A 22,722-nucleotide genomic window follows, 5' to 3' on the forward strand; every position below is an offset into this window, starting at 1 on the left:
TCACACCAGGTCCGGCACTACCCCCGAAAAGGGGTGACAACCCGATGTCCACTTCCCCGCCGCTGCTGCGCCCGCGCGACGGCGACGCCTTGCGCGCCGAGATCCGGCGGCTGGCGGGTGTCGCCGGGGTGCCGGTGATCTTCGGCGGCGAGGTCAGCGCCGACACCCTGCGGCTGACCGAGTTCGCCGGGGTCCGGACCAATGGCCTGCGCGGTCTGTCGGTGACCCGCGCGTCCGGGCTGGGTGGCCGGGTCGTGGATTCGCGCCGGCCCGCCGCGGTCTCCGACTACGGCAACGCGCTCTCGATCACGCATCACTACGACGGTCCGGTACTCGGGGAGGGCCTCCGGTCGGTGGTCGCGGTACCGGTGGTGGTGTCGGGTCGTTCGCGGGCGGTGCTGTACGCGGCGACCAGGGGCCCCGGTCCGCTCGGCGACCGGACCGCCGACGCGCTGGTGCAGGCCGGGCGCCGGCTCGCCACCGAGATCGGCATCCGCGACGAGGTGGACCGGCGGTTGCGCCTGCTGGATATGACCGCTCCCGCCCCCGCTACCGACGGTGTGGTGGCCGAGGAATTGCGCGTGGTCCAGGCCGAATTGCGCGCCATCGCGGACGCGGCCGGCGATGTGCATATGCGGGACAGGTTGCGGGAGGTCGGTGAGCGGCTCACCCGCGCACTCGCCGGCGGGCCCGACCCCGATGCGCCGCGGCTCGCGCGCCGCGAAATCGATGTACTCTCTCAGGTCGCGCTGGGTTGCTCCAACCAGGCTGTCGCTCAACGGCTTTCGCTGGGCCCGGAAACGGTCAAGAGTTATCTGCGCAGCGCGATGCGCAAACTCGACGCCCATTCGCGGCACGAAGCCGTGGCCACCGCCCGTCGTCTCGGCATCATTCCCTGACTGCGCCGACCGCCACGGGGACGCGGCGCCTGCCGCGCAATGATCGGGCTGCCCCTGTACTCCGCCGGTCCCGAATTGCCGCCCGGTTCATACGCGATCCCCACCCGGGTCACGCGGCTCAGTCCGTATCGGGCAGCAGATCCGGTCGCCGTTCCCGCGTGCGGATCAGCGACTGCTCCCGCCGCCACGCCGCGATCCGGGCATGGTCTCCGGACAGCAGGATCGGCGGGACCTCGAGTCCCCGCCAGCTCACCGGGCGGGTGTAGCTGGGGCCCTCGAGCAACCCGTCGGAGAACGAATCCTGTTCGTGTGACTGCTGATTGCCGAGTACGCCGGGAATCAACCGGACCACCGCCTCGGTCATCACCAGGACCGCGGCCTCGCCGCCGATCAGCACGTAATCCCCGATACTGACCTCTTCGACCCGGACCCGGCGGGCCGCGTCGTCGAACACCCGCTGATCGATACCCTCGTAGCGGCCGCAGGCGAACACCAGGTGTTCTTCTCCGGCCCACCGCTGCGCGGTCTCCTGGGTGAACGGGACGCCGGCGGGTGTGGGCACCACGAGCAGGGCGGCGTCCGGGCACACCGCGTCGAGCGCGTCCCCCCAGACGACGGGTTTCATCACCATGCCGGGCCCGCCGCCGTAGGGCGAATCGTCGACGGATTTGTGCACATCGTGGGTCCAGCGCCGCAGATCGTGCACGTCCACCGACACGACGCCCTTGTCGATGGCCTTGCCCAGCAGCGCGGTGCGCAACGGGTCCAGGTATTCCGGGAAGATGGTGACCACGTCGATCCTCATGACGCCGGCCACCTCATTCCGGATCCAGTAGGCCTTCGGGCGGGTCGATCACGATCAGCGCGTCGGCGATCGACACCGTCGGCACGATGGCGGTGACGAAGGGGACCAGAATTTCCCGGCCGTCCGCGGCGGCGCGGATCGAGAGCAGTTCACCGGCCGCCGAATGCAGCACCTCGATGACGGTGCCGATTTCGGTCCCGTCGGTGAGCTGTACGCGCAGGCCCTCGAGTTCGTGATCGTAGAACTCGTCCGGGTCCTCCGACGGCCCGAGTTCCTCGCTGTCCACCAGGAACAGCATGCCGCGCAGGGCGTCGGCGGCGGTCCGGTCGGTGACACCCACCAGATTCACCAGGAGCCGGCCCGAATGTTCCCGGGCCGACTCCACGGTGAAGTCACGGACCTGGGTCGCGCGCGCCGCGCGCCCGTGCAGCACCGCGCCGGGCGCGAATCGCGCCTCCGGTTCGTCGGTACGCACCTCGACCACCAGTTCGCCCCGCACACCGTGCGAGCGGGCGACCCGGCCCACGACGAGTTCCATCTACTGGTCGGTGTCGACCACGTCGACCCGGATACCCCGGCCGCCGATACCGGCGACGAGGGTACGCAGGGCGGTCGCGGTGCGGCCACCCCGGCCGATGACCTTGCCCAGGTCGTCGGGGTGGACATGCACCTCGACGGTGCGCCCGCGGCGGCCGGTGATCAGCTCGACGCGGACGTCATCGGGATTGGCGACGATACCGCGAACCAGATGTTCCACGGCATCGGCGACGACGACGCTCATTACTCGGCGGCCTCGGCGGACTCGGTCGCCTCGGCGGCGTCTTCTTCCTTGTCCTTCTTGGCCTTCTTCTTCGGGGTGACGGCTTCGGCGACCGGCTCGTTGTCGGCGGCGGCCAGCGCGGCATTGAAGAGGTCCAGCTTGGACGGCTTGGGCTCGGCGACCTTCAGGGTGCCCTCGGCGCCCGGCAGGCCCTTGAACTTCTGCCAGTCGCCGGTGATCTCCAGGAGCCGCTGCACCGGTTCGGTCGGCTGCGCGCCGACACCCAGCCAGTACTGCGCCCGCTCCGAGTCGATCTCGATCAGCGAGGGCTCTTCCTTGGGGTGGTACTTGCCGATGGACTCGATGGCCCGGCCGTCACGACGGGTGCGGGCGTCCGCGACGACGACGCGGTACTGCGGGTTGCGGATCTTGCCCATACGGGTGAGCTTGATGCGAACAGCCATCTGCTGATCTGCCTTTCATAGTGGTCACGGCGCAATTCAGCGACTCACGCGGTCTCGCGAGCCCGGTTTTGCGAATGAAGTGTGTGACCGCCGCGCGGTACGTGACCGGAGACGGGCTGACACTGTCCAGAAGGACGGTCGACCATTCTGCCAGACGCCGCGGCCGACCCGGAAACCGCCCGGGTCCGCGAGCTCACGGGCGGCGGCGCCGGGGCGTGTCGTCCCGTGGGCGGGGATCCGCCGGTTGGCAACTGGTCAGTCGTCTGAGTAGCGTCCGACCGGCCGTATCCGGGCAGTATCCGGCCGAGTCGAATGGGAGTACCGACCACGTGTCATTCTCGAACAGAATTCTGGCCGCGGCCGCGGCGGGGGTGATCGGCCTGGTGCCGGTCTCGATTCCGGCCCTGGCCCAGCAGTCACCGCAGCAGCCGGAGTACGCGCCGACCATGCTGGTCCTGGACGCCTCGGGCTCCATGGCGGCACCCGACCCCGGCGGCGGCACCAAGATGGACGCGGCGAAGAACGCGGTGCGGACGTTCGTGACCGCGGCACCGGCGACGGCGAAGGTCGGGCTGACCGTGTACGGCACGTCCACGGGATCCTCGGACGCGGAGAAGGACACCGGCTGCCGCGACGTCCAGGTGCTGCATCCGGCCGAAACCCTCGACAGGCCCGCGCTGACCGGCGCCGCGGACCGGATCGCGCCCAGCGGCTACACCCCGGTCGGGACAGCCTTGCGGACCGCCGCCGCGGCCCTGCCGCAGGAGGGTCCGCGTTCGATCGTGCTGGTCTCCGACGGACTCGACACCTGCGCCCCGCCGGACCCGTGCGAGGTCGCGCGCGAACTGTCCGCCCAGGGCGCCGAGATCGTGGTGCACGCCATCGGCTTCGGTGTCGACGATCCGTCACGAGCCCAGCTGACCTGCATCGCCCAGGCCACCGGCGGCACCTATACCGACGCCGTGGACGGGAAAACCCTGGAACAGGTGCTTCCGCGCGTGAGTGCCACCGCCCTGCGTACCTACGCACCCACCGGCAGCCCGATCGCGGGCACCGCGGGATACCGGGACGCACCGGTGGCCGCCGCGGGCCAGTACCTGGATGTCCTCGGACAGCGCGCGTCGCGCTACTACGCGGTGGACGTACCCGACGACGCGACGGCCTATTTCAGTGCCACCGTCTCCTTCCCGCGCGGCGGGGACGCCGTCTTCGCGAACAACCGCCTCGACCTGCGGGTCTACGGCACCGACGGCGAAGACTGCCATGTCTACGAGAACGAACTGGCCACCCGCTCCACGGACGGAGTGGCGCTGACCGTCGGCAGCGCGTGGACAGGCGCGGCCGAACCCGACACCGGTAGCCCGAGCACCGACCGGTGCCGGGGCGGCGGACGCTACTACTTCGCCCTGGAATGGGCTCATGTCGCCGACAATGCTCCGGCGCAGCTGCCGGTGGAATTGCTGGTCGGTGTGGAGCCCGCGGTCGCCGATCCGGGGCCCGCACCGGATCCGGAGGCGGTGGAGTTCGCCGCACCGGACGGGGTGACCGTCCCGGCGATCGGCGGGGGCTCGTTCAATGTCGCGGCCGCCCTACCCGGTTCCGGCCGGTACACCGATACCCTGCAGCGCGGCGAATTCGTCTTCTACCGGGTGAAACTGGAGTGGGGGCAGGGGCTGGCGTACCGGGTGCGGTTCGCCGCGACCCCCGACCGCGGCAGCGACTACGTCTCGAATATCGCCACCACGCTCTACAACCCGTACCGGGCGGAACTCGATTCCGATTTCGCCGCCTACACCGGAACCGAGAGCATCCTGCCGAGTAACGACACAGCACTGGCCACCAGACCGATCAGGTTCCTGAACCGGGAAGCTGCCGAGCACACGGTGCACGGTCAAGCGGTGCCGGGCTGGTACTACATCGCGGTGAAGCTGAGCCCCGCCCACGGCGAGCGGGCCCGGGTCGCGCCGGTACCGGTCGAGCTGGAGGTGGATATCACCGGCGAGCCCGAGCCGGGGCCGCGCTATGCCGGCGATACCGCGAGTACGGGCACCTTCGGTGCAGACCCGCAGCAGGCCGGGGCACCGGATACCGCCGCCGCGGCCGATACAGCGGCCGACGGCGTATCACCGCTGGTGTGGGTGGCGGTCATCGGTGGCACGGTGCTGGTGATCTCGGCGGCGACGACCATCTTCCTACTCGGCCGCCGCAACCGACGCTGACCGAACTCATCGGGGCACAGCTGGTGCACACCCGCCCGCTGTGCCCCGGCCCCCGGTCCCGGACCGTCGAATGCCGCCGCGACCACGGACCCCGAAAAGACCACAACTCACTTGTCCGGGAACTTGAACTTGGAGAGATCGAAGTTCTCCAGGCCCGGGGGCAGCTGATCGAGGCCGGGCGGCATATTGGAGAGATCCGGCATACCGCCGCCGGGCAGGCCCGGCATACCGGGGAAACCGCCGCGCATCTTCGGCTGGGTGGGTCCGCGGCCGCCCTTCTTCCCCTTCTTGCCCTTCTGCTTCTTGTTACGACGGTTGGCGCCGGGCATCCCCATCTGCCGGCCCATCATCGTCATCATCTTGCGGGCTTCGAAGAACCGGTCGACGAGCTGGTTGACATCGGAGACCTGAACTCCCGACCCGTTGGCGATACGCAGTCGGCGGGAGGCGTTGATGATCTTCGGGTTCTCCCGCTCGGCGGGGGTCATACCGCGGATGATCGCCTGGACGCGGTCGAGCTGTTTATCGTCGACCTGGGCCAGTACATCCTTCATCTGACCGGCGCCCGGCAGCATCCCGAGCAGATTGCCGATGGGTCCCATCTTGCGGATGGCGAGCATCTGGTCGAGGAAATCCTCGAGGGTGAGCTCGCCGCTGCCGATCTTGCGCGCCGCCTCCTCGGCCTGCTCCGCGTCGTAGACCTGTTCGGCCTGTTCGATGAGGGTGAGCACATCGCCCATACCGAGGATGCGGCTGGCCATCCGGTCGGGATGGAAGACGTCGAAATCCTCGAGTTTCTCGCCGGTGGAGGCGAACATGATCGGCGCGCCGGTGACGTTGCGCACGCTCAGCGCCGCACCACCGCGGGCGTCGCCGTCGAGTTTGGTGAGGACCACACCGGTGAAGCCGACACCGTCACGGAAGGCCTCGGCGGTGGAGACCGCGTCCTGGCCGATCATGGCGTCGAGGACGAACAGGGTCTCGTCGGGTTTCACCGCGTCGCGGATACCGGCGGCCTGCGCCATGAGTTCGGCGTCGATACCGAGCCGGCCGGCGGTGTCGACGATCACGACGTCGTACTGTTTGGCGCGCGCCTCGGTGATACCGGATTCGGCCACCGCGACCGGATCGGCCGCGGTGATCCCGAGGGCATTCTCGCCGCCACCGATCGACGTGCCGGGGTGCGGCGCGAACACCGGCACACCGGCGCGTTCGCCGACCACCTGCAACTGGGTCACCGCGCCCGGGCGCTGCAGATCGCAGGCCACCAGCAGCGGCTGATGGCCCTGGTCGCGCAGCCATTTGGCCAGCTTGCCGGCGAGCGTGGTCTTACCGGCACCCTGCAGGCCGGCCAGCATGATCACCGTCGGCGGGGTCTTGGCCAGCGTCAGGCGCCTTGTCTCGCCACCGAGGATCCCGACGAGTTCCTCGTTGACGATCTTGACGACCTGCTGGGCCGGGTTCAGCGCGGCCGAAACCTCCGCGCCCTTGGCCCGCTCCTTGATCCGGGCGATGAAACCGCGGACCACGGGCAGCGCGACGTCGGCCTCCAGCAGCGCCAGGCGGATCTCCCGGCAGGTGGCGTCGATATCGGCCGGTGACAGGCGTCCCTTACCGCGAAGATCCTTCAGGGCACCGGTCAACCGGTCGGATAGGGATTCGAACACCTGGTGCGCTCCTGATCTCGAGTGACGTCACTGAGTCCCAGGGTAATGGGCGTCCCAGAGTAGCGGGCGGCCCGGCGGGGCCGGGGCCCGCACCGGACTGCTCGCTCACATCACCGGAGATCGTCACCGGGCAGCCGCCCCGGAGGCCGGAAGCCCTGGCTTCGGAACGCGCGCCACGCGCGATGTGCCGTCCCTAGAACGGCGACCATCGAGCATTCACAGTGACGTTGACCTACCCAGCTGCTCGAGTTGGGCGGCCGCACACACCTCAGCTCAGTCCCGGATGGTCAACCTCCACGGTCGGGGCCCGCCCCCGATTCTGGACTGAGCGGAGGAGGGAAGAATCGGGGTCACAGGGCCCCGACCCGCCCTGCCGCAGGCGGGGCAATAAACACAGGCTCACGAGGGCCCCGGCCCGGCGGCGCCGGAGGCGTCGCCGATGTACTCGGTGAACCCGCGGCGGTAGTCGTGCTGTTCCACAGCGACCAGATAGGCCGCCTCACGCCCGGTGAGACCGAGTCCGCGGGACAGGCTGTCCAGCCGCGACCAGTCGTCGTCGGGTGGTAGCCCGTTGGTTGCTACAGCGGCGGCCACATTCATCGCGGCCATCGCCTGGGATTCGGTGAGTGTGCGCCCAGGCAACCAGGACACCACCCAGTAGGCGTCACCTACACATCGGGCGATGTGCGGTGTCATATCGCTGGTCATGATCGACGAGGTCACCACTTGGATTGCCACCGACCTGCTCCCCTCATGAGCGCGACAGCTGACCACCCGAATGTTAGGGGCCCGACCACCCACCATCGCCGACTCGCTGGCAAACGGTGAGCAATCGACGCGCAACGGTGACCTTCGTCTCGAACGCTAGTTCTGCTCGGGCTCCGGGGGTTTGCGTGGAGCCGGTCGCGGGACCACCGCCAGGATCGCCGATTCGAGCTCCGCGCGCCGGTCGGGGCCGGATCGTTGCCCCAGATCCACGCAGAACACGTCCACCACGAACGAGCCCATCGTCACGACCTTCGCCCAGCGCACATCGGCGCCCGCACCCGCCAGCACCGCGGCCAACCGGCAGAGCAAACCGATTCGGTCCTCGGCCCGCAACTGCAGGATCAGCTGTCCGGGTATCGCGGTCTCCGCCCACAGCAGCCGGGGCTCGGCCTGCGCCCGGCGCGCGACGCCGAGGGTCTCTCGTTCGCGCGCGTCCAGCGCCGCCCGCACATCCAGCTCCCCGGCCGCGGCCCGTTTGATCTCCTGCCGCAGCAACCCCGCGTCCGGCGGACCGCCGAAAGTCGGTGTCACCACGAAAGTGTTGATCGCCGACTCCCCCGCCCCGCCGACCGACGCCGAGAGCACCCGCAGCGAATGCAGGGCCAGTACGCCCGCGGTATTCGAGAGCAGTCCGGGGGTGTCCGGGGCGATCACGGTGGCGATATGGGTGTATTTCCCCTCACCCGGCGTCAATTCGACGTGCACACCGCCGGCGGCGGCGCGGACCAGCAATTCCTCGGGGATGGATTCGGGCTCGGGCAGGGTCTCCCCCGCCATCACAGTGCGGCAGCGGCGGACCAGTTCCCCGATCAGGGTGGCCTTCCACTCACCCCATACGCCCGGGCCGGTGGCCAGGGAATCGGCCTCGGCCAGCGCGTGCAACAGTTCGAGCCGGCGCGGATCGTTGTCCAGCGCGTCGACCACATACCGGACGGTGTCCGGGTCGTCGATATCCCGATGCGTGGCGACATCGGGCAGCAGTAGATGGTGGCGGACCATGGCGCTGAGGATCTCCACGTCCGAGGGCCACAAGCCCAACCGGCGACCGATATGGGTCGCCAGGTCGGCACCCACCGTGCAGTGGTCCTCCACGCGGCCCTTGCCGATATCGTGCAGCAGCGCACCGAGTGCCAGCAGGTCGGGCCGGGCCACCCGGGTACTCAGCGCGCTCGCGTAGGCCACCGTCTCCACCGAGTGCCGGTCCACCGTCCACACGTGCAGCGCGTCACGCGGCGGCAGATCCCGGACCGCGCCCCATTCCGGCAGCAGCCGGCCCCAGAGACCGGTCCGGTCCAATGCCTCCACCGCGTCGATCACGCCCCGGCCCGCGCCGAGCAGCACCAGTAGATCGTTCAACGCGTCCTTGGGCCACGGCTCGCGCAGCTCCGGGGCGTCCTCGGACAGGCGGTTCAGGGTCGTCGCCGACATCGGCAGCCCGGTCTGCGCGGACGCCGCGGCCACCCGCAGCACCAGCCCCGGGTCACGCTGGGGCCGGGCGTCCCTGGCCAGCACCACTTCTCCGGCGTGTTCGACCACGCCCTCGTCCAGCGGCCGCCGCACCGGCATCCGGCGCAACCGGGCCAGACCGCGGCGCGGCAGCGCGTTACCCGCGGTACGCAGGCCCACATCGACCGAATATCCGACGGTGCGCGCCGCATCGCTGAGCGTGCGGGCCAGATCGAACCGGTCACCGATACGCAGCGCGGCCCCGATCTCATCGGCGTCCTGGGCGCGCAACTGGTCGCGGGCGCGGCCCGCGACCCGGTGCAGTTCGGTGCGCACATCCAGGAGCCGCCGATGGGCCTGGGCGAGACCACCACCGGGCGCGTCCGGGCCCAAGCCGGGCATGGCGTCGGTGAGCTGGGCGATCGCGAGCGCGTCCAGCAGCTGGATATCGCGCAATCCGCCGCGCCCGTTCTTCAGATCCGGCTCGCTGCGGTGGGCGACCTGACCACTGCGTTCCCAGCGCGCGCGGACCCCGGCGACCAGTTCGTCGAAACGACCCCGTATTCCGCTGCGCCAGTCCTTGCGGATCCCCGCGACGACCCGGTCGCTGAGATCGGAGTTGCCCACGATGTGGCGGGCGTCGAGCATGCCGAGCGCGGCCACCAGATCGTCGGAGGCCACCTTCAGGGCATGCGGGACCGTGCGCACACTGTGGTCGAGTTTGATATGGGCGTCCCACAGCGGATACCAGAGCCGGTCGGCGATCTCGGCGACCCGTTTCGGATCCATATCCTCGTGCAACAGCACCAGATCCAGATCGGAGTACGGCAGCATCTCGCGGCGGCCGAGCCCGCCCACGGCCATGATCGCCAGCCCGCTGTCCGGCGTTATCCCCACTTCGGCGCCCTTGCTGGTGAGCCACAGCTCATACAGATCGACCAGGGCCGCGCGCAGCGATTCGGCGTCCAGCCGCGGATGTCGCGGCGCCCCGCCGCCCAGTAGTTGATCCCGGGCCCGTACCAGGTCGGCGGCACCGTGCGACAGTGCGGCCGCATTTCCGGGCCGCCCACCGCCGGACCGCCCGGACTCCCGGCCCTGCCGGTTGTCTCCCAACGAAACCACCACCCGTTCACGCAGGCGACCCCGCCCCGACCGGTAACCGGTGGGAGCGGGGCCGCGTTGTCGTTGTGCACCCGCCGGCGCGCTCGATGCGCGCGGGGGGTCTATAGCGCGTCGGTGCCGCGTTCCCCGGTCCGGACCCGGACGATCGTTTCGACCGGGGTCACCCAGACCTTGCCGTCGCCGATCTTGCCGGTGCGCGACGCCTCGACGATCAGATCCACGACCCGGTCCACCGTCGCGTCGTCGACCACGACCTCGACCCGCACCTTCGGCACGAAATCCACCGAGTACTCGGCCCCGCGGTAGACCTCGGTGTGACCCTTCTGCCGTCCGTATCCCTGGACCTCGCTCACGGTCATACCGAATACGCCCGCCTGCTCGAGGCCGGTTTTGACGTCTTCGAGCGTGAACGGTTTGACGATTGCGGTGATCAGTTTCATGGGGTTCATGCCTCCTTGACGGCCGAACGTGCGGTTCCACCCAGTGCAGCGAAATCGTATGCCGTCTCCGCGTGTTCGGAATCGTCCATACCGTTGGACTCGGCTTCGGCGTCGGCGCGCAGGCCGATGGTGAACTTGATCGCGTACGCGATCACCAGAGCGATCACGAAGGAGTACACCAGAACCGCGACCGCGCCGAGAGTCTGCCGGCCCAGCAGCTCGAGATCACCACCGTAGAACAGGCCTTCCGCACCGGCGGGCGCCTCGGGCGCGGCGAACAAGCCGATCAGCACCGTGCCGAGGATACCGCCGACCATGTGGATCCCCACGACGTCGAGCGAATCGTCGTAACCGAACTTGAACTTCAGGCTCACCGCCAGGGCGCAGACCACACCCGCGATGACGCCGATGGCCAGCGCGCCGAGGACATTCACCGAGGAGCAGGAGGGTGTGATGGCCACCAGGCCGGCGACGATACCGGAGGCGGCGCCCAGCGAGGTCGGCTTGCCGTCGCGGATCTTCTCCACCACCAGCCAGCCGATCATCGCGGCGGCGGTGGCGACCAGCGTGGTGACGAAGGTGGCGCCGGCGACACCGTCGGCGGCCGCCGCGGAACCGGCGTTGAAGCCGAACCAGCCGAACCACAGCAACGCGGCACCGAGCATGACGAAGGGCAGGTTGTGCGGACGGAAGGGAGTTTTCGGCCAGCCCGCGCGCTTACCGACCACGATGGCCAGCGCGAGCGCCGCGGCACCGGAGTTGATGTGTACGGCGGTACCACCGGCGAAGTCGATGGCCTCGACCTTCTCCATGATCCAGCCGCCACCCCAGACCCAGTGCGCCACCGGGAAGTACACCACGGTGGCCCAGATGGCGGCGAAGACCAGCCAGGCGCTGAACTTCAGGCGGTCGGCCACCGCACCGGAGATGAGCGCCACGGTGATGATCGCGAACATCGCCTGGAACGCGACGAAGACCGTCGCGGGAATGGTCCCGATCAGCGGGACACCCGCCGATTCGTCGCCGAACCCGGCGATCAGGGTCCTCAGGCCGAAGAACTGCCCCGGGTCCCCGAGTAGTCCGCCTTTGTCGGTGCCGAATGCGACCGAGAAGCCGTACAGCACCCAGAGCACGGTGACCACGCCCATCGCGCTGATGCTCATCATGATCATGTTGAGCACGTTCTTACCGCGGACCATACCGCCGTAGAAGAACGCCAGCCCGGGTGTCATCAACAGGACGAGCGCAGCGCTCGTCAGTAGCCATGCGGTGTCGCCGGCATTGGGCGTGCCGATCACGGTTTCCACCAGTTTCCTCCCTCATCCTCTGGCCCGCCGCTCACGCGACATCGGGCCCGCTACTGAAGGGTGCTCACTCGGTGTTTCATCCGTGACGCCCAGGTGTTTCACCTAGGTGAATGGATCACGCCCCAATGTTTCGGGTGTGTTGCGCACGCTGTGCGGAGGTTTCCGGACCGCTGTGCGACACGCCGAAGCCGCAGGATCTAGCCCAGCAGTGCGTCGACGAAGGCCGAGGGTTCGAACGGCGCCAGATCGTCGGCGCCCTCGCCCAGACCCACGAGTTTGACCGGTACGCCCAGTTCGTGCTGGATCTGGAAGACGATTCCGCCCTTGGCGGTGCCGTCCAGCTTGGTCAGTACGACACCGCTGATATCCACTACTTCCGCGAAGATACGGGCCTGCGCGAGACCGTTCTGGCCCACCGTGGCGTCGAGTACGAGCAGTACCTCGTCCACCGAGGCCTTCTTCTCCACCACGCGTTTGACCTTGCCCAGTTCGTCCATGAGTCCGGTCTTGGTGTGCAGCCGGCCGGCGGTGTCGATCAGGACCGCATCCACACCGGCGTCGATACCGGTGGAGACGGCGTCGAACGCGACGGAGGCCGGATCGGCGCCCTCCCGACCGCGCACGGTGTCCGCGCCGACCCGCTCACCCCAGGTCTGCAACTGATCGGCCGCCGCGGCACGGAAGGTGTCCGCGGCGCCGAGCAGCACCCGGCGCCCATCGGCGACCAGTACCCGGGCGAGTTTGCCGGTGGTGGTCGTCTTCCCGGTGCCGTTCACGCCGACCACGAGCAGGATCGATGGATGGTCGGCGTGCGGCAGCGCGCGCACCGAACGGTCCAGCTCCGGCCGCAGCGATTCGATCAGCACCTCGCGCAGCACCGTCCGCGCGTCCTCGGCAGTGCGGACACTGCGGGCGGCCATTTCCTCGCGCAGCCGTTCCACGATGACCGTCGTGACCGCGGTACCGATATCGGCCAGTACCAGGGTGTCCTCGACCTCTTCCCAGGAATCCTCGTCCAGGTCACCACCGCCGAGCAGGCCCAGCAGGCTCTTACCGACCGCGTTCTGCGATCGCGACAACCGGCCGCGTAGCCGGGTCAGCCGCCCCGAAGTCGGCGCGATCTCCTCGACCTCCGGGACCAGATGGGCTCCGGCGGCGGTATCGGGGGCCACCACCGCGGGCTCGGCACCTGCCTCGGCGGGTGCGCTCGCCTGCTCGGCCGTCGGCTCGGCCGCGGCAGGGCCCGGGGACGGGGGGACCTCGTCGGCGCCGGTCTCGGTTACCGGTTCGGTGGTGGCGGCACCCGTAGGCCCGGTGGTCGCCGCGTCCGCCGGTGCAGTCGAGGGCGTCTCCGTTGCGTCGGGCGAGACCGTATCGGTCCCGTCGACGGTGGCCCCCCCGGACTCCGCTGCGGTCGTCTCGGTGTCGACGGTATCGGTCTCGGGCAGCGGTACATCGGTGATCCCGCGGCGCGGAGCGTCCCGCGGGACGGCGGCGTCGTCGCCGATATTGGGCTGACCCTCCACATCGGTCCGCTCAGTGGGACTCGGAGCCGCCGGTTCCGCGGGGCTCGGCCCCGGCGGTGCGGGGGCGGTGGTGGCACCCCGGCCGCCCTGGCTGAACGAGAATCCACCTGCCGCCTGATACCCGCCCGACCGGTCGGTCAGCTCTTCCTTCTCCGCCGGCGCCGTCAGCGAGATCCGGCCACGCTTGTACCGGACGAAACCGGCCACGAGCGCGACCAGCAGTACGGCGGCGATCACTGCGATCAGAATCCAGGCTTGCGCACTCACGCCGACCATCCTTCCAGAGCGGTACCGAGCGGTAGGTTACCCGGCCCGGCCCGCGCGGCGACGGCCCGCACCCGCTGCCGCACACCCGGCACATTCCCAGCTCAGCCCCGCGAACACGGCCGATGAGATTTCTTGTCCTGCGGAACTTCTCGCGACAGGCCAATAGGATCGGCGATGTGACCGATCGAAACGTGCTTGGGGGTCCGCTACAAGAGTGCGGCACCGATCCTCTGACCGGGTTCTACCGGGACGGCTGCTGCAGCACCGGCCCGGAGGACCTGGGCAGCCATACCGTGTGCACGGTCGTCACAGCAGAGTTCCTCGAGCATCAGGCGTCCATCGGAAACGATCTGAGCACGCCTCGTCCGGAGAACAATTTCCCCGGACTCCAGCCGGGGGACAGATGGTGTGTCGTGGCCGTGCGCTGGTTACACGCGCACGAGGACGGTGTCGCCGCACCGGTGGTGCTGGCGGCGACCCATGAGAATGCCCTGGAAGTGATCGCTATGGAAATCCTGCGCAAATACGCGGTCGACGTACCCGACGACGTCAGCGACCTGCTCTGATGCGGGCGGGCAGTGCCGAGAAGCGCTTTCCCGCTCATCGGGAGAGTTGCCGCCACGTGCCTTCCGTGCGGGTCGGCTGAGCCCGGCGACCGTTTCCCTCGGCCGGTGATCCAGTCGAATGCCCGCGCGGCGTGCCACGTTGGTGGTTGTCCGGTGCCGCCCCGTAGCAGAACAGAACATCCTTGGGCGGCCGCCGACCAGCGGGGGCAGCGACCTCAAATCTCCGCAAAGAACGCGCTCGACGGCGTTCGATGGCACTCGCGTCTGACAAGATCGACTTGCGCCGTGATCCGAATACCTGAGCAACCAGCGCACTGCTGAACTGCACGTTCATCAGTCGCCGAAGTCTGTATACACCGGTGTCCAGGGGCGGCGCCACTCGCGGTAGTGCCGAACTCTCGAGCCGGATCCACGACGCGCCCTTCCGTCCACCGCGCGACGGCCCCGGCATGCTCTCGTCGTGGCCACTCGCGGGACTTCGCGTCCACAAGGAGAACGAAATGCAGCGAATGATCGGTATTGCGTTGAGCACCGCGGTCCTGGGGCTCGGAGGGCTCCTCGCCACCGCAGCACCGGCCGAGGCCGACAAGTGGCGGCCGGAGGGGTCGTACAACAGCGAGGGAGCGTGCAAGAACGCCGGAAACCGACTCCTCGACATGGCCTCGTCCGGCGTGAGCTACTACCAGTGCCGGAAGGGCGGGCACGGACAGCCCTGGGTCCTCTGGGTGAAGTGAGATCGTGGCCGCGAACCGCGGTGCGGTCGGCGGCGAACCGTGTTCCCCAGTGCTACGCGTCGGGGTTCCGGTAGTAATCGCACGAAAACAACGACAAATGGCGTGACCAGCGGTTATGTCCCCGTAATGGCTCGGGCTGCGGAGGAGAAGACCGCAAGGGCTGATCGTGCCAGCGAATTCTGATGTCGTTCATCGATGGATCCCGTCGGCACCAGCCGCCGGGTCGGGCAGATCCGATCGGTGAATTCTGGCGGCACTGCGGTCGGGCAAACAGCCGGGACTTCCTTTCTCGACGCGTAAAACGATCACCGCCGCAACCATGATCCCCCGACGTGAGCCTGGCCGACCGCGTCGAGGAATGCAGCGCAGACGTGCCACCATCGGCGCGGCTTTTCGCGCGCTACCGTCGAGACCAGCGCAGGTGAGGCAGTCTATAGGCTTGGCCCACTCGCACGACTCGCGTCTCCGCGCTGCGTCGCTGCCCAGTCGCGGATCGCAGCGACGAACTCCTCGGGCGCGTCGGACTCCACATATGTGCCGGCGCCCTCCACGATCACGGTCTTGTGGTTGGTGAACGTCGCTTCCAGGCGCTCACGCTCGTGGCGACGGAATGCGATGTCGGCGTCACCCCACACAATCAGTGTCGGCAGGTGGGCGATACCGGCAAGCCCCGCCTCGACCTCGGCGAAGAAGTCCCGGCTGGCGAGAACCCGGCCGGGGAGCACGGCGGAAGCCTGGCGCCGTTCGGGGGTGTTCAGCGCCTGGCTGTAATGGGTCATCTCGGCCACGGTCGGCTTCCGCCGTCGGTGGCCTGTGGGGATGAACGCGTTGACAAGGAGGTTCAGCCGCCGGACCAGGAAGCGGATCGGGAGCCCGCCGACGATGCGACCGAAGGCCTCGAAGTGGAGGATGCCGTTGACGGGCCAGGCCCATGTGTTGGCGAGCACCAGCCGATCGAAGAGGTCCGGCCGCCGCTGCACGGCCGCCAGACCGATCATGCCGCCCCAGTCCTGCCCGACCAGCGTGACGCCATCGAGACCGAGCTCGCCGACCGGCTTCGCGACCTCGAGGCCGCGGGCGTGGTCGAGCGGCGTTTGACGGGCGAGGGCAGCGTAGTCGAGTACGCGCTTACCCCGTGGGGTGCCGAGCTGCGCCAGCCGATCGAGAGCCTGATCCGCTGGTCCACCCCGTTGATGGTCCCCGGCCCCGCCGACAGTGACGCCTTCCGCCCCGAGTGGCTCGCCCTCGCACTCCCGGCCCTGCTCGACACCCGGGTCGAGGTACGTTCCTCGGCGACGGTCGGTCTCGAGATCGGCGACCTGCCCCTCCAGCTCCGCGCGACGCGCTCGGGCTTCGAGGTCGGCCAGTATGACGGCCACAGCCTCGACGCCACCGTCCGCGCCAACCCCGCCGCCGTCCTCGGCCTCGCCGCCGGAGCCTTCACCCTCAGCGATGCTCGTGCCTTCGGGCTGGTCGAGATCGACGGCGACGAGTCCGTCGTCCGCACCGTCTTCGCCGCCTGACTGAGCCGCTCCGCCAGTTGACCCGGGAAGTGTGTTGAGCACCCAGACTTGGCTGCTGTGCTCGTGCACTTTGTCGCGCGCGGCAGGCTACCGAGCCCTGGTGTGCCCGAGAACCTCACGGCGATGAGCGCTGACCAGCGGTTGGCGTGGTGCTTATGCGCGCCGTCGCCGTATCGCCGCGACGATCCCCGGGCGCGCAGGTGCGGTAGTACCGCCCGCGGGACCTTACCTGCGAACGCATAGGATAGCCTATCCTTTTGCGTTGACAGGAAGTTTGAGAACCGACGATGCCTGCATCCCCGGAGTCCAGGTGGCCGCTCACCACGGCCCAGCGCGAAGTCTGGCTGGCCCAGCAGATGCACGGCCTGGTACCTCTGGCAATCGCCCAGTTCATCGATGTGCGCGGTCCACTCGACCGCGACGCCTACACCGCCGCCGGGCGGCAGGCCGCCCGCGAACTCGGCATTTACCTGCGCATCGACATCGACAGCGACGGCATGCCCTGGCAGCAGCCGGAATTCGACCACTACGACGATGTCGGTTTCGTCGATCTGAGCACCGAACCCGATCCGCGGGAGGCTGCGCTCGGATGGATGCGGGCACACCAGCGCACCCCGCTGGATATCACCGTCGACCCGCCTCTGTGCTCGACCGTCCTGCGTATCGGCCCTCAACACCACTACGTCTACACCCGGGCCCATCACTTGATGCTGGACGGTTACGGCGCAGCGCGGCTGGCACACCGGCACGCCGAACTGTACGAACAGTTGCTCGCGGGCGCAGCCCCTCCGGAATCCGAGCCGGGCACACCGGAGCCGCTCCTGGCGGCGGACCGGGCCTACCGCGCATCGGAGCGGTTCGAGAAGGACCGGCGCTATTGGTCGCAGCGTGCTGCCGATCTACCCGATCCGAGCACACTGGCGGTTCGCCCGGGGGAACCCGCGGCGTATTCGGTGGTCGTCGGGACCGATCTGACTCCCGACCGGGTCGCCACACTGGATCATGCCGCGGCCGGAGCCGGAACGGCCACGGTGCTGGTCGCGGCTTTCGGTGCCTATCTGGCCCGGGTGAGCGGCACCGCGGAAGTGACCCTGACCCTGCCGGTGGCCGCACGCACGACCGCCGCACTGCGCCGCACCGCCGGGCTGGTGAGCAATATCGTCCCCGTGCGACTGGCTGTTGCGGCCACCGCTCGGTTGGGAGAACTGGTGGCCGTGGCGCGTACGGAAATCGGTGGTGCACTACGCCATCAGCGTTATCGGGGCGAGGACATCGTCCGGGACGTGGTACCGGGCGCGCACCTCGGCACGCGGGATTTCGGTCCTGCTGTCAACATCATGAACTTCGAGTCGACCGTCGATCTCGGACCAGCCCGGGCCACCTTGCATCTGCTCGGCACGGGTCCGGTGCCGGATCTGGCGTTCAATATCTATCCCGGCTCCAGTAATGGGCTGCGTATCGAGTTCGAGGCGAACCCGCACCGATACACCCACACCGAACTGGCCGCACACCATGCCCGTTTCCTGCGACTTCTCACCCATCTGGGCGCTGGTCGCCCGGTGGGCGAATTCGACCTCCTCGACGCCGGAGAGGCCGCTGCGCTGGTGCCGTGGCACGGCCCGGCGGGCGGTCCGATCGTTGCGCTGGCGGGTCTCATCGCGGCGGCGGTACAGCGCAATCCCGACGGAACAGCGGTCGTCCACGGCGAGCGCCGCTGGACCTACCGCGAATTCGACCTCCGCACCGACCGCTTGGCGCGCGAGCTGATCGCCGCCGGGGTGGGTCCGGAAACCCTGGTGGCCACCGTGCTGGAGCGATCCGCCGAATCGGTGGCGGCGGTATGGGCGGTCGCGAAGGCCGGCGCCGCTTTCGTCCCGGTCGATCCGACATATCCGCAGGACCGTGTCGATTACCTACTGGCCGACAGCGGCGCCGGGATCGCGCTCACCACCGCGGAACACGCTGACCGGGTCCCCGCCGGTATCCGGGTCCTACGGGTGGAGGCAGCGCTCACCGAAGCCCTCGAGGCGAGCCGCGGTCCGGTGACCGATGCCGAGCGGACGACGCCACTGTCCCCCACGCATCCCGCCTATCTCATCTACACCTCCGGTTCTACCGGCCGCCCGAAAGGTGTGGTCGTAACGCACGGCGGTCTGGCCAATCTCGCGGCCGAACGACACGATCGATTCGGTCTGCGCCCCGGCACGGTGACAGTGCATCACGCCTCACCTGGTTTCGACATGGCCGTCGGTGAACAACTGTTTGCGCTGTCCGGTAGCGCCACTCTGGTCGTCGCGCCACGCTACGCGGTGGCCGGATCGGAATTGGCGGAGCTGATTCGCCGGGAACGAGTGACACACGCGATCATCACACCGGCAGTACTGGCCACCCTGGACCCTCGTGATGTACCCGAGCTGAAGGTGTTGGCTGTCGGCGGCGAAGCCGTCCGAGGCGATCTGGTGGACAAGTGGGCCCCCGGCCGGCGCATCCGCAACGGCTACGGCCCCACCGAGGCCACCGATATCGCCACCCTTGCCGAACTCGTCGCGGGTGAGCCGGTGACGATCGGTGCCCCGCTGCGGGGATTTCACGCGCTGGTCCTGGACACTCGGCTACGCCCTGTTCCGCCCGGCGTGCTCGGTGAGCTGTACCTCGGCGGTCCCGCGCTCGCCCGGGGCTACCACGGCCGTCCCGGACTCACCGCCGGCCGGTTCGTCGCCGATCCCTTCGGCCCGCCGTCCGGACGGCTCTATCGCACCGGCGATCTGGTGTCGATTTCAGCGGGTTCGCCGCCCGCCCTGGTTTACCACGGCCGGGGTGACTCCCAGATCAAGGTGCGCGGTCACCGTATCGAACCGGGAGAGATCGAAGCCGCGTTGACCGCGCTGACCGGTATCGCACGCGCCGCGGTGACCGCGCACACCGATGAGCGGACCGGTACACACCTGGTCGCCTACCTGGTGGCCGAACCGGACGCACGGATCGACAGCAGCAGCGTCCGGGCAGAGATGGCTCGCCGCCTCCCGTCCCATCTGCGGCCTGCCGCCTACGAGGTGCTGGACACGCTGCCGCTGACCGCCCATGGGAAGCTCGACCACCGGCGGCTTCCCGCGCCCGTTTTCGGTCACACTCGGTACCGGGCTCCGTCGGGCACCGCCGAGGAGTTGGTCGCGGCGGTGTTCGCCGAGGTGCTGGCGGTGACACGGCCGGTGGGCGCGGGCGACGATTTCTTCGCGCTCGGTGGCACATCGCTCTCGGCCGGGCGGGTCGCCGCCCGCCTGGGTGTCCCACTCCGCGTTGTCTTCGACGCGCCCACTGTCACCGAACTTGCGACCGCGCTCGCGCACGCCGAGCCCGGCGACACCCCTGATCTCGTCGCCGGACCTCGACCCGACCGGGTACCCCTGGCTCCGGCTCAACGCCGGATCTGGATGCTCAACCGCTTACTGCCGGATTCGACCGCCTACCATCTTCCGGTCGCGCTCCGGCTGACCGGTCCGCTCGACCCGACCGCGCTCGCCACCGCGTTGCACGCGGTGGTCGACCGCCACGAAGCCCTGCGCACCGTGTATCCGGAATCGGGTGATTCCGCGCAGCAGCAACTATTGACCGCCGCGGTGGTCGCCGCCGCACTGGACCTCGATGCCACGGGTACATCCCAGGATCTGCACACCGAGATCGACGAATTCGTCGCCCGGCCCTTCGATGTCGCCGTCGATCCGCCGATCCGGGCCCGGCTGCTGCGCGTCGCCGAGCACCCCGAGGAACATGTACTCGTGCTGGTAGCGCACCATATCGCTGCCGACGGGTGGTCCCTGGGCCCACTGATCAGCGATTTCACCGCCGCGTACACCGCAGCGCGGTTCGGCACCGAGCCGGACTGGGCGCCGCCGCCGGTGCGCTACTGCGACTACGCCCTGTGGCAGCACACCCTGCTCGGCGACCCGACCGATCCCGGCAGCCGGGCAGCCCGGCAACTGGCCTATTGGCGTGCGGTCCTCGCGGACGCACCGGACTCCCTTCCACTGCCCGCCCCGTCCACTGCCCGGCACGAAAGACGCGGGCACGGTGCCGCTGTCGAGGTCGATCTCACGACTCCCGTCACGGGCGTCGCCGGATGTACCCCGTTCGTGGTCGCGCTCACCACATATGCCGTGCTGCTGCACCAGGTCAGCGGTTGCGACGATATGGTGATCGGCGCTCCGGTCGCGGGACGCGGACATCCGGCGCTCGAGCCGGTGGTCGGTATGTTCGTCAACACCGTGCCCCTGCGCGTGCGCATCACACCGGATGCCTCGTTCCGCGATCTCCTCTCGACCGTGCGCGCGACCGTGGTGGACGCCTTCGCGCACGCCGACGTCCCTTTCGACGCGATCGTCGCGGCGACCGGCGCCCCCCGCATCGACGGTGGAAACCCGCTGCTGCGGACCGTGCTGGCCTACGAGAACCTGCCCACATCACCTCCGCTGCTCCTGGACGGCCTACGCGTCGAGCCCCTCGAACTCCCGGAGCGGGCCGCGCAGTTCGATCTCGCACTCACTGTCCACGAGAACCCCCCACGTGCCTCGTTCCGTTACGACACAGCAGTTCTCGACGACACAGCGGTCACTGCTCTGGCTTCGGCCTACAACACCCTGTCGGCCGCTGCGCTGCGGAACCCCGACCGACCGATCGCCGAGCTCGTCGGCGCCGGAATCGACCGTCCCGGCTCACCACCGAACCACTTCCGAATCGGTGCCGACCCGGCCGAAGTCGTCGCGCCGACCGCCCCCGCAACCGCTCGGGAGCAGGCGATCGCAATGGTTTTCGCCGAGGTGCTCGGGCTCGAATCCGTCGGACCCGAGGATGATTTCTTCGCCCTCGGTGGCACATCGCTGCTGCTGTTCGCGCTGCGTACCGCATTGGCCGAACGTTTGGGCCTGCAGATCGACCCAGGGATTCTTTTCGACGCCCCGACAGCACGGGCGCTGGCCGCCGGCCGCGACACGGTGGATCCGCGCGAGTTCGCCCGTTCGCTCCGTGCGGATGCTGTGCTCGACGACAAGTTCTCCGTCGACGGAAAGGCTGCCGCGGATCCCGCCGGCCCTATCCTGCTCACCGGCGCCACGGGGTTCCTGGGCACCCATCTACTGCGCGAATTGTTGGACAGCGACCCGCGGCCGGTCTACTGCCTGCTGCGCGCGGAGACGTCCGCCGCGGGCCTGAACCGACTACGCGCTGCCATGGGCGAATTCGAACTCGCCCACGACGATCTCCCCGACCGGGTGACGGTGGTACCCGGTGACCTCACCCGTCCTCTCCTCGGCCTGAACGTCGATACCGCCGCCCGGCTCGCCGGCCGCATCTCAGCGATCGTGCACAACGGAGCGGCGGTCGACCACCTGGCTTCCTATCGGCAGTTGCGCAATGCCAATGTGGGCGGCACCCGGGAGGTACTGCGCCTTGCCACGGTCGCGCGGGTGGTTCCGGTACACCTGGTGTCGACCCTGGACGCGGCCATCGGCCCGGACCGATCGGGCACCCTCACCGAAGAGGCCACGATTACGGCCGAACAGGTACGACCGCACGGATACGTGGCGACCAAATGGGTAGCCGAGCAACTCGTCCGGCAGGCCGGAGCTCGGGGACTACCGGTGGCGGTCTACCGGCCGGGGCTGATCGGCGGTTCGCTCACCACGGGCGCGGTCGCTCGTGACGATTCCCTGTGGACTCTGGTGCGCGCGGTGGCACGACTCGGAGTCGCCCCCGATCCCGGCAACGCCGCGATATCGCTGATACCGGTCGACCACGTGGCCAGAGCACTGGTTTCGCTTCTCCCGGTCGCCACCGGAGACCCTTGCTATCACTTGGTGAACATCGAACCAACTCCCCTGTCGGACCTGGTGGCGGGACTCGACCGGCTCGGGTATCCGGTCCGCCCGGTGACAATGGAGGAGGTGCAACGACTCTTGGCCGAGCGGTTGGCCGACACGGGCGCCGACCCGCATCCGGACCTCGTTCGGGCCGCCTTGCTGATCGGCGGATACACAGGTGCCGGCACGGTAGGGCTCGGCGAACTCGTGCTCGACGACAGCCGCACCCGCGCGGAACTCGAGCGCGCGGGTATCACCTGCCCACCGATCGACGGTGCGGCAATCGATCGCCACCTGCGACGGTTCCGCGATGAAGGTCTGCTACCTCCGGTGGCCTCGGTAGTTCACTGACGCCCT

The 22,722-nt window shown here is 69.0% G+C and carries 17 protein-coding genes; 6 read left to right on the forward strand and 11 right to left on the reverse strand.

Annotation, left to right across the window (positions count from 1 at the left end; translation table 11 throughout):
• The first annotated feature begins 44 nt into the window (after positions 1-44).
• On the forward strand, positions 45-899 hold the full coding sequence (locus NF4_RS08615) for a helix-turn-helix transcriptional regulator (protein ID WP_063126690.1): 855 nt from the start codon (positions 45-47) through the stop codon (positions 897-899).
• A gap of 118 nt (positions 900-1,017) precedes the next feature.
• Here the strand turns inward: NF4_RS08615 and trmD are convergent, their stop codons facing one another.
• The 4 genes from trmD to rpsP are packed head-to-tail and all read right to left on the reverse strand — an operon-like array spanning position 1,018 to position 2,928.
• A complete protein-coding gene (gene trmD, locus NF4_RS08620; RefSeq protein ID WP_063126888.1) occupies positions 1,018-1,704 on the reverse strand; it encodes a tRNA (guanosine(37)-N1)-methyltransferase TrmD in 687 nt (228 codons plus the stop codon).
• Between the two features lie 13 nt (positions 1,705-1,717).
• Entirely contained in the window at positions 1,718-2,242 is a 525-nt protein-coding gene (gene rimM, locus NF4_RS08625; protein WP_063126691.1) for a ribosome maturation factor RimM, read from the reverse strand.
• Complete coding sequence (locus NF4_RS08630; protein ID WP_030521790.1) at positions 2,243-2,485, reverse strand: RNA-binding protein; 243 nt, start codon at positions 2,483-2,485, stop codon at positions 2,243-2,245.
• Positions 2,485-2,928: a 30S ribosomal protein S16 gene (gene rpsP / locus NF4_RS08635; protein ID WP_063126692.1), complete on the reverse strand. Its 444-nt coding sequence runs from the start codon at positions 2,926-2,928 to the stop codon at positions 2,485-2,487. The genes NF4_RS08630 and rpsP overlap by 1 nt, the downstream gene beginning before the upstream one ends.
• Positions 2,929-3,257: 329 nt before the next feature.
• Here rpsP and NF4_RS08640 point away from each other — a divergent pair, with 329 nt between their 5' ends.
• On the forward strand, positions 3,258-5,147 hold the full coding sequence (locus NF4_RS08640; protein WP_232330359.1) for a vWA domain-containing protein: 1,890 nt from the start codon (positions 3,258-3,260) through the stop codon (positions 5,145-5,147).
• Positions 5,148-5,254: 107 nt separating this feature from the next.
• On the opposite strand, the gene ffh is transcribed toward NF4_RS08640, so the two are convergent.
• The 6 genes from ffh to ftsY form a co-directional block, all read right to left on the reverse strand.
• Positions 5,255-6,814 carry a signal recognition particle protein gene (gene ffh / locus NF4_RS08645; RefSeq protein WP_063126693.1) on the reverse strand — a complete coding sequence of 520 codons (1,560 nt, stop codon included), beginning with the start codon at positions 6,812-6,814 and terminating at the stop codon, positions 5,255-5,257.
• 399 nt (positions 6,815-7,213) lie between these two features.
• Complete coding sequence (locus tag NF4_RS08650) at positions 7,214-7,552, reverse strand: hypothetical protein (RefSeq protein ID WP_063814528.1); 339 nt, start codon at positions 7,550-7,552, stop codon at positions 7,214-7,216.
• Positions 7,553-7,678: 126 nt separating this feature from the next.
• On the reverse strand, positions 7,679-10,150 hold the full coding sequence (locus tag NF4_RS08655) for a [protein-PII] uridylyltransferase (RefSeq protein ID WP_439956743.1): 2,472 nt from the start codon (positions 10,148-10,150) through the stop codon (positions 7,679-7,681).
• Positions 10,151-10,251: 101 nt separating this feature from the next.
• Positions 10,252-10,590, reverse strand: coding sequence for a P-II family nitrogen regulator (locus tag NF4_RS08660; protein WP_030521796.1), 339 nt, complete (start codon positions 10,588-10,590; stop codon positions 10,252-10,254).
• A 5-nt stretch (positions 10,591-10,595) separates the two neighbouring features.
• On the reverse strand, positions 10,596-11,900 hold the full coding sequence (locus NF4_RS08665) for an ammonium transporter (RefSeq protein ID WP_157120059.1): 1,305 nt from the start codon (positions 11,898-11,900) through the stop codon (positions 10,596-10,598).
• A 194-nt stretch (positions 11,901-12,094) separates the two neighbouring features.
• Positions 12,095-13,699 carry a signal recognition particle-docking protein FtsY gene (gene ftsY, locus NF4_RS08670; protein ID WP_439956744.1) on the reverse strand — a complete coding sequence of 535 codons (1,605 nt, stop codon included), beginning with the start codon at positions 13,697-13,699 and terminating at the stop codon, positions 12,095-12,097.
• A 167-nt stretch (positions 13,700-13,866) separates the two neighbouring features.
• On the opposite strand from ftsY, the gene NF4_RS08675 reads away from it, so the two are divergent.
• Both NF4_RS08675 and NF4_RS37565 read left to right on the forward strand, forming a co-directional pair.
• A complete protein-coding gene (locus NF4_RS08675; protein WP_030521801.1) occupies positions 13,867-14,256 on the forward strand; it encodes a DUF2237 family protein in 390 nt (129 codons plus the stop codon).
• Between the two features lie 500 nt (positions 14,257-14,756).
• Positions 14,757-14,990, forward strand: coding sequence for a hypothetical protein (locus NF4_RS37565; RefSeq protein WP_157120061.1), 234 nt, complete (start codon positions 14,757-14,759; stop codon positions 14,988-14,990).
• A gap of 431 nt (positions 14,991-15,421) precedes the next feature.
• On the opposite strand, the gene NF4_RS39110 is transcribed toward NF4_RS37565, so the two are convergent.
• Positions 15,422-16,147, reverse strand: a complete 726-nt coding sequence (locus tag NF4_RS39110; protein WP_369690919.1) for an alpha/beta fold hydrolase — start codon at positions 16,145-16,147, stop codon at positions 15,422-15,424.
• Here NF4_RS39110 and NF4_RS39115 point away from each other — a divergent pair.
• Complete coding sequence (locus NF4_RS39115) at positions 16,070-16,513, forward strand: SCP2 sterol-binding domain-containing protein (protein ID WP_232330360.1); 444 nt, start codon at positions 16,070-16,072, stop codon at positions 16,511-16,513. The two genes, NF4_RS39110 and NF4_RS39115, sit on opposite strands and share 78 nt — an antisense overlap.
• Before the next feature lie 287 nt (positions 16,514-16,800).
• Positions 16,801-22,716: a non-ribosomal peptide synthetase gene (locus NF4_RS08695; RefSeq protein WP_063126696.1), complete on the forward strand. Its 5,916-nt coding sequence runs from the start codon at positions 16,801-16,803 to the stop codon at positions 22,714-22,716.
• The last annotated feature ends 6 nt before the right edge of the window (positions 22,717-22,722 follow it).

The organism is Nocardia fusca NBRC 14340 (genome assembly GCF_001618425.1).
Classification (GTDB): domain Bacteria; phylum Actinomycetota; class Actinomycetes; order Mycobacteriales; family Mycobacteriaceae; genus Nocardia; species Nocardia fusca.